Below are 16,573 nucleotides of genomic sequence, written 5' to 3' on the forward strand. Positions count from 1 at the left end.
TAAAATTTTTATTGTTTAACTAAAATTTCAAAGAAATCCAATCTACTTTCGTCCCCTGAGTTAGTTACATAAATGATAACAGATTCGTTCTCACCTGCTTCAAAAGAAAGCGCATGTTGCCTCCATATATTATCAACTCTATCAATGTTATTATCTGTTCTTGAAGCAATAATATTTTCTTCTAATAAAGATTCAGTATAACTGGATGTTGATGGTTTCAAAATTGAAACCTTTAGTTCTGCGAATTGTGTAACTTCAAAAGCGGAATGATAGGTTAAAACATATTCTGCTCCAGGTGTTACTTCAATTTCTTGGTAAGCTACTCTAGCTCCACCTGCAGGAAACTTAGCTGCTTGTCTTCCATCAGGTAAGTTAGGTGGGTCTACAGGATTAGTATCTGTATTAATTTGTATTACGGTAGTTCCTCCTCCTAACGGGCTCCAAGCAGAATTACTTGGTACTCTCCAAGAATCTCTACCATCTCCTGTTCCATCAGGTAAACTATTATCCTCAAAACTTGGTTCTGCAATTTCTGGAACTGGAATGGTTGGTACTGCTTCAACTATGGTAAGACTTTCATCTATAGCATTGCTCCAACCATTGTTATCAGTTACTGTTAAAGCTACTTTGTATGTACCTGGACCAGGGAAAGCAACAATTACATTTTGATCGTTAATTGTACCTGCTGGTAAATTAGAAATTTGACTTTCCAAATCTGATATACTTTGTTGAGTATCGTCTGTTAAAGCATCTTTTGCAACTTCTAAAGCAATTTCTAAAGCACTAATCTCTGCTAAAATTGCATCTATCTTTACTTGGTCTGTTTCACACGGCAACTTTAATTCAAGCTCTTCGATATCCTCTTCTATGGCTATAACATCCGGTTTTAAAGCTTCTATAGAAGCAATCAATCGTGTTCTTTCACTATTAATATAATCTACAGCAACTGGAACTTCCTGTTCTTGTCCAGTATTTGGATTAATAATTTCTGTAATTTCCCATTCATATTGTGTTCCGTTTACAGATAAATTTGTACCTGCTTCAAAGAAAACTTCATAATCAGCAAATATTAAAACTTCATCACAAGTAAATTGTGAGGAAGTAATTTCATTAAAATTAAATGATGGTGTTGGTCCTGTAAGATCAACTAAGTCTCCTACATCAGGTAAATCATCATTTAAGCATGAACTTAATAGTACAAATGTACCTAAGAACATACTTTTTAAATTAAACAAATATCTTTTCATTAGTATGCAGTTTTTAATTTAGTATCCGTTATTCTGGTTATAAACACCAGGTAAATTATCCAGTTCTCTTTGTGGAATTGGCAGATAAATTTTATCACTTGTGTATAGGAAGCCATTTCTATTTGAATGTGCCCCTAAAACATTATCTGCTTCATTAAATCTTATTAAATCATATAAGCGTTGATTTTCATAAACAAATTCAACTCTACGTTCTTCCAATAGTTGCTGTTTTGTTAAATTAACAACTTCTTCTAGACCAGCTCTTAATCTTACCTGATTAAATGCTTCAATTGCTCTTGTATCAGTAGTAGAATCTCCACCAGCTAAAATAGCTTCTGCATATAACAACAGTACATCAGCATATCTTAATATAATCCAATCATTTCCATTCGCTTCCCCGGAAGATGGGTACTTAGAGTTAAATGTATCATTTAAAAGATCATCTGCAATAACGGTAATACTTCTAAAAGTTCCATCAAACCTTACTGGTTGTAATTCTGGAGTCATAACAGAAAGTAAATCTAGTGTAGCAACATTTACTCCGTTAGATGGTCCACTTGCTGTCATGGCATTACTAAACCCTTCTGCATCAGTCTCAACTTGATCGTCTAAACCACTTTGACTACTTACAACATTATCTGTATTAATTGCTTCATAAGAAATAGAAAAAATAATCTCTTCATTAATCTCTAAACCTTCATTATTTGTAAACGATCCATCTAATCGTAAATTATCTGATGAAAACTCACCTACAAACTCATTTCCAAAAACCTTTGCGAAGGTAATAGCTTGATTTGCAAGATATTCTTCATTAGTTAAAATATTTACAGTAGGATCATTTGGATCGGCATCGAATAAGAAATTTTCTGATTCATCTCTATCAATAGTCAATAAATCATATCCAAAGGATGCATTGTTTTCTACAATAGAAGCCAATAGTAATTCTGCCTCAGCATAATTTGGATTTGGCTGACTTAAAAAAGTTTTAGCCAGTAAACAAATAGCAGCACCTTCTGAAGGACGATATCTGTTTTGAGGAGCTCCGTTTAAAAAAGCAATTGATGTTCTAAAGTCTTCAACTATTTTTGCATAAACCTCTGATGGTGGTAATTGAGGATAGTTTTCGGCTTCATCTGAATTAATATCTAGTACTTTATCTAAATATGGAACATTCTCGTAAGCTCTTACCAAATTAAAGTGGCATAAAGCTCTAAAGAAATATGCTTCTCCAATGGTATATTGAAATTCTTCTGGAGCTAAAAACTTATTCTCTATAATAGAATTTGCTCTAAAAATAGTAGCATAATTATTAGACCAATACGTTGCAGCATCTCCATTATTGGCATCCATATTATAGGCATCAATATCTGGATAAACACCATTTTGAGCATTCGCTCTACTATTATCTGACCTTAATTCAATTAACAAAAATTCATTTGCTGGAATTTTTTGATAACTATCTATTACCCCAACTGCTAATAACTCAAACCCATCTGCGGTTTGTAACAATTCCTCAAGAGAAAATGCATTTGGGTTATTTAAATCTAACTCTTCTTCACAAGAAGAAAGAAAAGCTATCATAACGAGGCATACTTTTATATATTTAAATGTCTTTTTCATAATTAATTAAAATTGAAAGTTAATACCAGCTGATATAGTTCTCACCACAGGTCCGTCACCTCTTTGGTAACCTGCTGTTAAAGGTGTATTTGCATTACTGGATGTTTGACCTGCAGCTTCTGGATTAAACCCTTGATATTCTCGTGCTGTCCAATAGAACAAATTATTTCCTGTTACATATAATCTTAATCTATCAAAACTTAATTTGCTAGTTAATGATTCTGGTAAAGTGTAACCTATCGTAATATTTCTTAAAGTTACAAAAGAGGCATCTTGTATATGCGCACTAGTAAATCTTCTAGGTACAACTTTATCTCGTTCTACTTCTGGTAATGCAGTTGCTTGAACAGCACCTTCACTTGCAAAAAGTAGTTGATCTAAATCTGCTACTCTTACTTCTCCACCATGAGATCCTTGAAACTGAAATGTGAAATCTATATTTTTATATGAGATATCAGAATTGAAACCCCACGTAAAATCAGGATAAGGGCTTCCTATTTGCGTTCTATCATCAGCATCAATAATACCATCGCCATTTAAATCTTTTACATATACTTCAGCAAAATCGTTATTAAATCTATTAAATGGATTATCTATAAAATCGATATCAATTTCTCTATCAAAAACATAACCGTAAAAAGATGTAATAGGTAAGCCAATACTTGCAATGAATTCTGTTGGTCTACTTTCTTGATCTATTCTGGATATTATTTGTTCATTTCCTCCTAAATCTAAAACTTCATTTCTATTCAAGCCAAATTGACCTGAAAGTCTCCAACTAAAATTCTCATTAGTCCAAATTCTAGAATTAATGGCAAGTTCTACACCATGATTCCTAACTTTTCCAATATTCTGCAAGAAGGTATCAACACCATATGTTGCAGAAACTGGTGCAGAAAGTATTAAATCTTCACTTGTTCTTGTATAATAATCTGCCGTTAAACTAAATAGGTTTCTTCCGAATGTAATATCTAAACCAGGATTAAACTCTACTAATTTCTCCCAACCTAAATTGGCATTTGCTAAAGCAGTGTTTTTTACACCAGATTGTCCATTAGCGCTTATTATTGCATAGGTTTCCTCAAATCTATATAAAGAATCAAATATGTTATTTGAAATTTGATTAGACCCTGAAATACCATAACTAGCTCTTAACTTAAGAAATGTAATAACATCACTTGAAGATAAAAAATCTTCACTTGAAACATTCCAACCGGCTGATACTGCAGGAAAAAATCCGTATCTGGTATTTGAACCAAACCTAGTACTTCCATCTGTACGTGCAGAAATTTGTACTAAATATTTTTCATCATAATTATAATCTAATCTACCAAAATATGAAACTAATTTATCCGACCCATTTTGAGTAAATGTTGTAGCTCCATCTGCTAGCGCTATGTTTTCATTAAAGTCATTAGAATACACACCAAAAGCTTCTGATTCTTGTCTGAAAAAATCTCTATTCGTAAATTCGAAACCTAAAATTGTATTGAAGTTATGTTTTCCAAAACCTCTCTTATATCTTAATACAGATTCAATTACATATTGATTAACTTCATCTCTTCTTTCTAAACGAAATGCTTCGTCACCAAAGTTTACTATGTTCTCATTTCCTAGTACAAAATCTCGGTCATTATTTTTTGTATGTCTGAAAACCCCAGAAATGGTTTGTTTGAAATTAAGACCCTTAGCTAATTTAAAATCCACATAAGCTGATGCATTTAAACTGAACCTTCTTTTTATTCTTGATCTTTCTAGATATGGTACTAACGGACCAACATTTCTAGTTAATCCTAACGTTAACTGCCCAGGCAACCCTTGCTGAGTGTTTATTACAGGTAAACCTGTGTTAGGGTCTAACAAAAGACCTCTTCTATTAGTTTGATCTTGGAAAAAGACTCTATCAAAAAGTCTAGAAAACCCATAACTTCCTACTTCTAAATTTTCATACTGAGTACCTGCAGTACTAAGTTCTCCACCTGCATCTCTGTATGCATTAAAAATGTCTAGGTGGTCTTGATTTAGATATAAAGGTATAGCACCATATTGTCTTAACGCATCAGTAAATCTAGCGGGCAATCTATCTTGATCATTATAACTAGCGCGAAGGTTAACTCCTGCCTTTATCTTTTCGTTTTGAGATTTGGTATCTATTTTTAGGTTTGCATTATATTTTTTAAAATTATCTGCTAGTGCTATTCCCTCATCTTCAAGATAAGCTACAGATGCAGAATATTTTGTAAGCTTAGAACCGCCTCTTGCTCCAAATGAATGACTCGTTATAGTACCACCAGGTAATATTTCATCCTGCAAATCTAGTTCACCTCCACTTAAAGTAGATAAATAATCCCATGCTGCTAATTCGGCATATGCTTGATCGTACCTAAGATTAACTCTATCAAAATTTACAGGGTCTACAATGGCGTCAACAGCACTCTGTAAACCGTCTAAACGAGCTCTTTCTTCAGCAACTGAAAATGTAAAATTTTCATTATCAGTTGCAAATTTGTAACCTGTAAACGAATTGAATGAAAATCGCGTTTTTCCTTCAATTCCTTGTTTAAGGGTAACTAAAATTACACCGTTTGCCCCACGAGAACCGTATATTGCTACAGAAGATGCATCTTTCAATACACTTATTGATTCAATGTTATTGTTATCAATAGATGATAATATATCGGCATCTGTACCTAATACAACACCATCAACTACTATTAATGGAGAAGAAGATCCTGTAATTGAACCGGGACCTCTAAGCGTTATTTTTGGATCACCTCCTGCTTCTGATGCTACAGTTTGTATTCTTAAACCTGCAACTCTACCTTGAAGTGCATCTTCAATACGAGCTACCGCAATGTCTTGAATTTCTTCAGAATCTATTTTTGTTAAAGCACTGGTAACGTTCTTTTGTTTTTGTTCTCCGTAGGCTACAACAACAACTTGTTCTAGTTGAGATATATCTTCGATTAACGAGACACTAATTGTTTTTTGTTCTCCTACAATTATTGTTTGCGTTTTAAAACCAACGTAAGTAAATTGTAAAACGTCTCCACTTTCTACTTCAATTTGATAATTTCCATCAAAATCTGTTGATGTTCCATTGGATGTTCCAACTACAATTACATTAACACCTGGGATAGGAATTTTGTCATTTGCAGAAACAACTGTACCACTAACAGTCTTATCTTGAGCAATGGCCGTAATACTAAAAAGTAGTATTACAATAAGTGTTAGTTTGTTTTTTAAATTCATAATTAGTTTTTTATGTTTTAATATGAGCTCTTACAGTATTACAATACTGCATTAATTAGATTTCTCTAACATTATTACTTTTTTAAACTTAGCTTTTAATAAACCTTTAGAATAAATGTTTTGGTTTATTTGCTTAACGAAGGAGCAAATGCTTTAAGAAAATATTGCACCTATAATTTTTTGTTTATTGTGTCTGTGAATTAGAATAAAATTTTAGTTAGTTATTAGTTTAGTTTTGATGAACCATATAATTGGTAAACCAATCTGGTTAACCAAATATATATAAAATTTTGTTAAAAACAAGTTTTATCAAGCTTTTATAGATAAAAAGCACTTTTTTCTTGATATTATTCCATGAAATCTTCACGGATTAAGGCGTTATTGTTTTTTTTAAGACTCTTTATCTCCAAAATAAGACACACCATCACCACTTAAAAAATCTTCTCTAACCGGACTAAATGTGTCAATTAGCATTCCTTCTTCTAAACAAATTGCACTATGCAATAAATTAGGTTCAATGTAAACACCATCGCCTGCTTCTACAATTTTCTTTTCACCGTCAATTTCAAATTCAAATTTGCCTGAAATACAATATGTTGCTTGTGTATGAAAATGTTGATGTGGCGAGCCTAATGCACCTTTCTCAAATTTCACTTTTACCATCATAATTTGGTTATCGTATCCTAAGAATTTCCTTGACACTCCTCCTCCAAGTTCTTCCCATTGCATTTCTTTTGTGATAATGTACTTTTCGCTAAAACGTTTCATAATTTTTATTGTATTTATTTCTATTTAAAATAATAAGCACCTGTCCATTGGTAACTATTATCATTTATTTTAAGTGTATGCTTAGCTTCTTTTGAAGCACTATTATTTGCTGTAATAAATAGTTTTTTATTACCGTTTATAGTTATAATTTCTATTGCGGTATAATCATTAGTGTTTAAAACTATTTTTAATTCTGAAATACTACTTTTTGAATTTACTGCTGATTCCGTTACTGGACTATAACTTCCATGAGATTCAATAGTAGATACAAATAATGTATTTTTTTCATTTTTACGCCTTAGTATTAAAGTTGGGTCTCGGCGTAAATTAAACTCAGGATCATTGGCTCCAATTCTCGCAAAAAGTATTTTATCTCTATTAGTTGTTGCTGTTGTTATGGTATAAAACTTATTATTATTTAGCCATGAGAATTTAGAATTACCATCATTAGCTTTTGCTGTTGCTTCTAAAAATAAATGTTGATAACCATTTTTATCACCTAATGTTTTTAACGTTTCTTGTACTTGATATTCAAAATTAGTTTCTAAAACTTGTCCGAAATAGTAAAAAGGGAAATCATATTGATTTGATTTATCAGAAGTCAGCTTCATAATATCTAACATGTATGGCTTTTCCAAGTCTTCATCTTTTATGATTACCATGGTACGAAGCATTTCGGTTCCAGGATAAGCGTTTGTTTCTTTTGCACTAACTACTTGAATATTTTCGTTTTCTGAAGAAAAGTAATGTAAGTCTGGATGATGCTCACTTCCAATTTCATATTTTCCATTAAAATGAGACGTTTCATTTTGGATTACTGTGTTATGGGCTATGGTTTGTTTTGCCCAAGTTTTATTTTCCTTTAAATAATTACCTCCTCCTTTTTGCTCTATATTTACAAAACGTGCTAACCCATAATCTTGAATAACCTCTTCACCGTTTTCATATAATGAAAAGGACAATTTATCATAATGACCATGACTCGAGCCTTGTGCCGCATATTTAAAAACCAGCTCAACATCGTCTTGTCTTAAAATACCAACGCCGCCTTGGTTACCATCTGGACCATCACTTAAATTAATTGATTTCTTTTCAAAAGGTTTAACCTTCCCTTCTTTAATTCCAAGCGCTATTGCCAAACCAGAATCGTCTAACAAGACTTGATCTTGTTTTTCTGAAATACTTAATAAACCTTGGTCTTGTTCTCCGTAATAATAAGAGATATCTACTGCCGTAACAAGTGCATTATTGTAATAAGACATACCTTTTTGTCCATCGTTAAGTGGAAAGAAATCACCATCAGCATCAGATAAATTTAACAATGCATTTATTGATTTTAAAAGTACACCATCCTTGTATTCAAAAATCTTTAATTCTGGTTTTACATTATGTAATCCTGTTGCAAAAATTAAAAAGGGGTACATAGCATAACGCTGGTAATATGGCCCTTCATTATAGTAACCATCTGGCGAAAATGGCTCTTCAATGTTTGCTAAAAAACCAGCTTTTCCATCTTTATTTAAAAAGCCTCCATCGTCATCTTTTTTATTAGCATCCAATTTTAAATCTTTAATTCCGTATAAAGCACGATTTATTAACTGCTCATCATCCATAACTAACCCAATCATACCAACAGCAGCGTTACCCCATGTACTGTGGTTATGTACTCTTTGATAAAATTGTGGACTATCCACCGAAATATGGTCTGCAAAAGGTCTAAATAAATTAGTTTCTAACTTGTCACGTTCTGCTTCTGTTAAATAGTTATAAACACAATCATAGGCTTGACTTACATATACCAACCAATTAGAATCATTTAAACATTGCCAAAATAATTTACCCCTAGCATAAGATCTTGTTTTTGGGTGCAGTGGTAAAGTTTTATATAACGCCTCATACTGCATCAACATATCTTTTACATATTTAGCATATTTTTCATCATCAAGAATTTGATATAAAACACCAGCCTTTTGGAGTACTAACCAATTACGTTTGTGTGTTACATGAGTATAACCTCCTGAATAGTCTTTTGGCACAGGAACCTCTATTCCATTTTCAATCTCGGCATCTATTTCTGCTTTAACTTTTTTTAACGTGTTATCAAAAATTGGAATATTTCCTAATTGAGCTCTAATATCTTGTACGCCTTGAGCAGTTAAAATTAATTTTGGATGTTGAGATTGAGAATTTAAATCTGCCTGAGAAGTTGGCTCTTCTTTACAAGAAGATAAACCTATTAATAAAATGGATAATATGTAAAAATGTAATTTCATTACTTGTATGTTTTATTTGGTATTAAGCTCTTTCCAACATTAGACTCTTTAAACCAAACCTCAGCATAACTTCCATTAGCGTATTGTTTGGTAATATCTCCATTATAGATTTCTGAATTTGTTGACTTTTGGTTGGCTTGATTATAAGCTCCTTGTTTAAAATATTGCATTTCACCACCATAAGCCGTTTCTCGTTCTACACCCACAGGTCTTTTTGAACTGTAATATGAAATAACTTGTTGAGGGATATCAGTACTCTTACCAAAGTCTGTTTTCAATAGATTTTTAGTAAAGGTTTTCGTTTTGTGTCCTTTACTAGTAAACGTCAAATACATCATACCATTATAAACATTTACATCATATGTAAACTCCTCACCTAAAGCAATTCCATCTTTTGGCTCTTTTGGATATGTATTAGGAGTTTCACCAACAACTGAAAAATCATGCCCCCAAACCGCTGTAGAAAGATCCCATCGACCTGCATTATCTCCTTTAGTATTAATCTCGTAGTTCCAAAATACCGAGCCTTTTTGATGACTTGGGAATTTTTTATAATAAATTTTTAGGGGTTCATTTTCATGACCTTCATCGCTATGAATTTGCCCAACCACCACTGAATAAGAAGACCTAGCATTTGCATCACCTGTTGTAGACACATGCTGTACTTTTAAAGTACCTGTTAACCTTCCTCCTATTTCTGGTATCCAATGTAATTTTTGTCCTAATTCTGTTCGGGTATTTTTAGACGTTTTGGATGTAATTCCAGAATTTGGTGTTTTATAGACTACCCAATTTGTAGTTCCATCATTTTGAACATAGAAAAAATCTTCTTTTTGAAAATCAATTAAATCCTCAGAACGTGTTCCATCACCCAAAAGAATTTTCCATTTGTTCATAAAAGGAATTACGTCGCTTGGATATTTTTTTTCATTCTTAGGTACTATATCCTTGGATGAATCTAACTTTTTACTAAAGTCTTCTTTACAAGTAAATAGAACTAATACTGAAACTAAAAAGCAAATAAGGTTTTTCATGTCATAATTTGATTGATATTAGTACATCAATTTCAGTTTCAAATTCTGAACTACTTTAATTTCCCCTGAATTAACAACAGTATTATTTTCAGGTTTTTGCCCTTTTTCTCCCCATAATATTGCGACCACTTTTACAGGATTATTTTTAAAGGTATTATCAGCAAATTCTACATTTACAATACCTCTATTTTTAATTAGAATATTATTTTTTTCCATTTTACCACTATTCATGATAGTATTATTGGTAAACTTTAGGTTACCTCCTATGGTAGATTCATCATAGCCGCCACGGTAGTAATTAAGAACCTCTTCACCAACATTATCAAACGTACTACCAATAACATAAACAAACTCACTATTGTAATCTCCTTTATCATTAGTTTCTTTATTTAACTGAATGCCTTTTGCACAATTCTTGATTAATGAATTTCTAACAGAAACAGTATCTGCAAACGCTCCTTTTGAAACTTCTAATACACTATTAAAATCACTTATTTCAGTGTCTTTCAACCAAAGTCCAAAAGCACTTGTCATATTTTTATCAAGTGTTTTAAATGCTACTTGCTCGTTATTACCTTTAAGAATAACAGCATCAATGTGAAGAATTCCTTTTGGTTTCATTTCAAAAGCTTTACCACTGCTAGTAAACATTAATGTAGCTTTATTGTTTTTATCTGAAGATGTTAATGTGATGTTCTTATTTATGGAAAGTGTTTCTGTAATGTTATAAGTACCCGATTTTAAGCTGATAATATCACCAGAATTTGATTCCTTAATAGCAGTAACTAAGTCTTCTTTTGAAACTACAGTAACTGTTTTAGGTTCTATTTTTTCCTTTTCAGTTATAAACCAATCCGTCCCATAATTTGATTTATCGAATAAAACTGTATTTTTAGCAGTATTTAAAATAGCCCCTACTTTATTATTTTCAGAAGTTCTTTTATTTCCAAATAAATCTGTTTCAATAGTTTGAAAATCGAAACCATTGTAAACTTTATCTGAATTAACTTTAGGTGTTTTTAAAAATTCTGAAACGGTATTTACTTCCATTTGAACTGTAATTAAACCACTTGGTTTTACCTCACTTTTATTTTCACTATTAGTGTAATTATTTTTAAAAAGAACACCATCTACTTTATCGTAGTTTTTAATTGGATAATTAAAAGGTGTCTCATTATATAAAATGTTATTTGCAACTACTGTTCTAATAGGTCTTGCAGAACGAATTTCAGATTTTGGTAAAACATTGCTTTGACTTACGTTAGAGCCCACACTAAAATGAAAAGGTGTTTTACAATCTATAAATGAGTTATATGCCATAACCGCATCTGTAACTTGATTATAACGATTTAGTGGCGATTTTGGAATACCATTCATTACTGCCAAAGGTGCTCTAAAAATATTACCTTTTAATTTATAGAAATAATTATTCGTAATCCAATGTCCTGTATTAATTACACGAATCCCTCCTATAAATTCTGAATTATCATTACCAATAAAAATATTACCATCAATGTTAGCATAGTTTCCGTGGCGTAAAACTAACGATCCCTCACTTTCAAAAAAGACATTGTTTTTAAAAGTGTTATTGTTAGATTTACTCGATATTATTTCTACCTCTCCATTACAACGCTCAAACAAATTATTTTCGACGTTGGTATGCGATGGCGTCATTGAAGTTCCACTATCTCCAAGTTGCATAGTTTCTCCATGTGGGCCACCTTTTCTTGGTCGAGGACCAAAATGATTATTAACTATTTGATGATAGTTTTTAATATGCTCATTACCTTTTAACATTACCATTACTGTTGGCCCGAAATTAGATTTTCCAGTAATGTAATTGTTACTTAATTCATTATGACGACCCCATAATTCTACCCAGTGATCAGAAACATCTCTATCTGGTTGCGTAAATTCTTCAATAACACAATTTGTAAATTTAGAATGATTTGCAATTAAAGTGTCATTAACTTTAAAACGGATAACTTGTCCTGTAGGCGTGTGCCCGTTTTTAAAATGCAACCCTTCAACCACTAAATAACTTCCTCCTAACTGCAAGTTGGACTCCCCTTCAATAGATACTTTACCAGGTGTTTCCGCCTTCAAAGTAATTGGATTTCCCTCTACACCGTTTGCAATAAACTTGATTTGTAAATCTTCATAAACGCCATTTTTTAGTATTAATTCATCTCCGGGCTTTGCATTGGAAATTGCACTAATTAATTCATCCTCATTAGAGATTAGGATCTCATTATTTAATGTCTCTTTACAAGAAAATAATATTAACAAACAACTTAGAATAGTTAGATATTTTTTCATTTAAATTTATTTTAATAGTCAGCTTTCATGAGTTATAAATTCTAGCACTTAAGGTATAGAATATTTAACATATGGTTGGGTTCGTAAGGAAAAACTAATATTGAAAATTAATTTTATTGTTATTTGAACACAAGAACCGTTATGAATTTATAAAGCATTTAAGACAATTAGTTTAATTGGTTAACCAGATTGGTTAACCAAAAATAGAATTAATTTTTCATAAAAAAAAGAATACTACTAATTATATTTTATGTGTAAGAGTATTTGTGTTAGTAATAACACTAGAGAATATGACTAAAATAGTATTTTATAGTCAAATAAAAACAAAAGCCTCATCAAAAAAATTGATGAGGCGTAACAAACTAAACTAATCCCATTTAATAAGCTTCTAAACTATTTATTATAATGAACATTTATGTAAATTGTTAAGATATAGGTTTAAACCTAAAAAAGTTAAAACTTATTTTTTTACATTGGTAGCTGAAAAATATCTCCAGATATAGTGAATTCTTTTACAATAACTGAACCTCTAGAAATTCTATCTTCAGAAGCTTGCGCTCCTCCTACTGACAGACTATAACTTCCCGGTTGAATTACTTTCTCACCATCACTATTAACTGTACCTAATTGTTCTTTATCAATTTTAAACTTCAAAGTCTTTTTTTCATCAGATTCGAATAAAATACGATCAAATGCAACTAAAGTTTTATGAGGGTTGTATTCATCTGCATTTGAATTATTAATATATAACTGTACAACTTCTTCACCTTTTAAGCCACCAATATTTTCAACATCTATTTCTACAGTAAAATCATCACCAGCCTCAATAGTTGATTGCATTTTGATATTGCTATACTTAAATGAGGTATAACTCAATCCGTAACCAAATTCGAATAGCGGATCTCCTTTAAAATAGCGATAAGTTTTACCTTTCATATCATAATCACTAAAGGCAGGAATATCATTAATGTCTTTATAGAAGGTAACAGGTAAACGACCAGCGGGATTATAATCTCCAAAAATAACATCTGCAATAGCTGTACCTCCAGCTTGCCCCGGGTACCACGCTTCTATAATAGCAGGAATATTTTTGTTTTCCCAGTTAATAGATAAAGCACTTCCGTTAAGTAATACTAAAACTGTAGGCTTTCCTAGTGCTGCTATTTTCTTAATTAATTCTGTTTGAGTTTTTGGCAACTTTGTGTTAACACGATCACCGCCTGAGAAACCATCAACTTTAACTTTCATTTCTTCACCTTCCAATAAAGGGCTGATACCCATACATAAAACCACAACATCAGCTTCCTTAGCGATAGACAAAGCCTCCTTCTCTAAATTATCTTTTGGTGCTTCCCATAGTAAACGCATTATAGAATGTTCTGTATTATTTTGAACGCACTCAAAACGAATTTTATAGGTTTTACCGGCTTCTAGTTTTACATATTCATATATTTTTTTTGGATGGTGTACATCATTTCGTTCCATTAACAATTTATCATCCAAAAATAACTTCATTGATGAAAATGCCTCACCACCTAGGGCATAATTTCCAGTTTTTTCTACTGAGAGCGTACCTGTCCATCTAACAGAGTAACTGTCATAGCTAAAATCTTCAAAGGGCGGAGTGGTTCTCCAGACAAAATCCACCGTTTCATCAATTTGCTTATATTTCGGTGAACCTTCCAAGGCTATATTGTCAAAATACTCTGCATTCAATCCCTTTTTAGTCAGAGAATTATCTGTAAATAATACTGAATTAGGAATGGCCTCGAAAATAGGTAGTCCTTCAGCTAACTTACATCCTACAGCATAAGATACTTCGGCATTTGGTAATTTTTCCTGAAATCCTAATAACGGTGTTATTGGCTCACTTGGGTAGCCGTTGTAATTTCCTAATAAGACCTCAAGATCATCAGCATTAGAACCTATAACAGCAATTTTTTTGATTTTTTCTTTGTTTAATGGGAGCGTATTATTATCATTCTTTAAAAGCACAATTGATTTACGAGCAGTTTCCAGAGCAGCAAGTCGATGCAATTCAGAATCAATAACATCATATGGAATTTCTTCAAATTTAACAGCACCTTCAGGTGCAAAAAGACCTAGTTTTAATCGGGCTACAACTAACCGTTCTAAGGATACATCGAGTTCTTCTTCAGTGATTAAGCCATCTTTTACAGCTTCTACAAGAGCAGGATATGAATTTCCACAGTTTAGATCTGTTCCTGCTTTAACTGCCATAGCTGAAGCTTCTTTGGCATCTTTAGTAATTTCATGCGCCCCTTCATCATAAAAATCTCTTATAGCCCAGCAATCTGAGACAATATAGCCATTGAACCCCCAATCTTCTCTCAACAAATTATCTAACTCTTTATTACCGCAACAAGGTTTTCCGTTATAACTATTGTAGGCACACATTATGGAATAAACTCCAGCTTCTTTAACTACTTTTTCAAAATGAGGACTGTACGTATTTAAAAAATCTTGCGGACTTGGTTCAGCATTAAAGCGGTGGCGGTCAACTTCGGGTCCACTGTGCACAGCAAAGTGTTTTGCTGTTGCCACCAGTTTTAGGTAATTTGGATCATCACCCTGGAGTCCTTTTATAAAACGCACTGCTAATTCACCAGCTAAATAAGGATCTTCGCCATAAGTTTCCATCCCGCGCCCCCATCGCGGGTCACGAAAAATATTGATATTAGGTGTCCAATATGTCAATCCTTGATAGATACCTCTTTTACCTCTTGATGCAAATTCGTGATGTTTAGCACGAGCCTCATCTGAGATAATATTAGAGATTTTACTCATTTGATTTTTATCAAACATGGCAGCTAAACCAATTGCTTGAGGAAAAACAGTGGCTCTTCCTGCACGACCAACTCCATGTAAACATTCATTCCACCAATTGTACTCTGGAATATTTAACCTTTCTATAGCTGGCGATTCGTAACTCATTTGAGAGACTTTCTCTTCTAAAGTCATTTGAGCTACTAAGTCTTTAGCTTTTTGGTTAAAGTTTATTTGCTCCTTGTTTTGAGGATTGGAATTAACCTCTGAGTTGTTGTTTTTACATGCCATTGTAAGGCACAGCATTAACACAAGTAATAGTGCTTGTTTGTAAAATCTCATTAAAATATTTTTTTCTTAAGTTAGGAATTAAGGGCAAACACCAACGTCATCTAAATAAAATGTACCAGGTACGTCATCTCCTGGAGCGATAAACATTTGAAACCTTATATATTGCCCTGTTGGTATAAAAGACGCACCATCAGGAATTCCTAAAGCACCTGAACCTGTAAAACCTGCTATAGCATTATTAAAATCAAAACGAAGTTCTTCCCAACCAGAACCTGAATGTATTAAAGTAACTTCAGCTTCACGTTCTGTATTATTGTTTGGATCTTGTTGCACGGTTAGTCTTATTGGTATTTCTGATGTCGCCCAAAATTTTAATCTCACGACCTTATCATCTGCACTAAAATCTATTGGGCTATTCATTTGAACTCCAAAACCATCAAAATTACCTCCGCCATCTTGAGTTATTTCTAAAACATTTGAGACTTCTGGATTAGCTCCCGATAAATCAGGATTTTCAACGGTTTGAAGATCTACTCCATTAAAACCAAAAGAGAAGGATATACTTCCATCATCCCATGTTGCAGGAGCACCAAAAATTTGTTCACATGGATCTGCAGGTGGTACTACTTCAAATTGTTGTTCTGTAATTTTATCGTTTGGAGCTATAGCTCTAATTGTCACAAAGAAATTCTCATCCGACTCAGGATACTCATAAATTAATTCTTGTTGTACACCTATTAATTCAAAAGAAGCTCCTTGAAGTCCTGAGTTCACCTCAAAAGCTGTTGCTCCAAGAGCTGTAGGGTTAACGCTTACAGAAAATGGAGCTTCCATATTATTAAACGTTATATTAGCCTGAACCTCTGATGGTGCAGGACCTTCTAATAAAATAGCATCAAACTCAACCTCTCGGTTGCATGATACAAAACAAAAACAAATTAATGCTATTGAAAATAGTCGCATGATTTAGTTATATTAAGAT

The 16,573-nt window shown here is 32.5% G+C and carries 9 protein-coding genes; all 9 read right to left on the reverse strand.

The window, feature by feature from the left end; genetic code table 11:
- Positions 1-8: 8 nt before the first annotated feature.
- A complete protein-coding gene (locus ABD939_RS06715) occupies positions 9-1,247 on the reverse strand; it encodes a hypothetical protein (protein ID WP_345166068.1) in 1,239 nt (412 codons plus the stop codon).
- An 18-nt stretch (positions 1,248-1,265) separates the two neighbouring features.
- Positions 1,266-2,867: a RagB/SusD family nutrient uptake outer membrane protein gene (locus ABD939_RS06720; RefSeq protein WP_345166070.1), complete on the reverse strand. Its 1,602-nt coding sequence runs from the start codon at positions 2,865-2,867 to the stop codon at positions 1,266-1,268.
- A gap of 6 nt (positions 2,868-2,873) precedes the next feature.
- Complete coding sequence (locus tag ABD939_RS06725; protein ID WP_345166075.1) at positions 2,874-6,119, reverse strand: SusC/RagA family TonB-linked outer membrane protein; 3,246 nt, start codon at positions 6,117-6,119, stop codon at positions 2,874-2,876.
- A gap of 390 nt (positions 6,120-6,509) precedes the next feature.
- Positions 6,510-6,887, reverse strand: coding sequence for a cupin domain-containing protein (locus ABD939_RS06730; protein WP_345166079.1), 378 nt, complete (start codon positions 6,885-6,887; stop codon positions 6,510-6,512).
- Between the two features lie 20 nt (positions 6,888-6,907).
- On the reverse strand, positions 6,908-9,160 hold the full coding sequence (locus ABD939_RS06735) for an alginate lyase family protein (RefSeq protein WP_345166082.1): 2,253 nt from the start codon (positions 9,158-9,160) through the stop codon (positions 6,908-6,910).
- Positions 9,160-10,194 (reverse strand): polysaccharide lyase family 7 protein, encoded by a 1,035-nt coding sequence (locus ABD939_RS06740; RefSeq protein ID WP_345166085.1) that lies wholly within the window; start codon positions 10,192-10,194, stop codon positions 9,160-9,162. Before ABD939_RS06740 ends, ABD939_RS06735 begins: the two co-directional genes overlap by 1 nt.
- Before the next feature lie 18 nt (positions 10,195-10,212).
- A complete protein-coding gene (locus ABD939_RS06745) occupies positions 10,213-12,513 on the reverse strand; it encodes a chondroitinase-B domain-containing protein (protein ID WP_345166087.1) in 2,301 nt (766 codons plus the stop codon).
- Positions 12,514-12,981: 468 nt separating this feature from the next.
- Positions 12,982-15,642, reverse strand: a complete 2,661-nt coding sequence (locus ABD939_RS06750; protein WP_345166091.1) for a glycoside hydrolase family 3 C-terminal domain-containing protein — start codon at positions 15,640-15,642, stop codon at positions 12,982-12,984.
- 27 nt (positions 15,643-15,669) lie between these two features.
- Complete coding sequence (locus ABD939_RS06755) at positions 15,670-16,554, reverse strand: hypothetical protein (protein WP_345166094.1); 885 nt, start codon at positions 16,552-16,554, stop codon at positions 15,670-15,672.
- Positions 16,555-16,573 lie beyond the last annotated feature (19 nt).

The organism is Algibacter aquimarinus (genome assembly GCF_039543265.1).
Classification (GTDB): Bacteria; Bacteroidota; Bacteroidia; order Flavobacteriales; family Flavobacteriaceae; genus Algibacter_B; species Algibacter_B aquimarinus.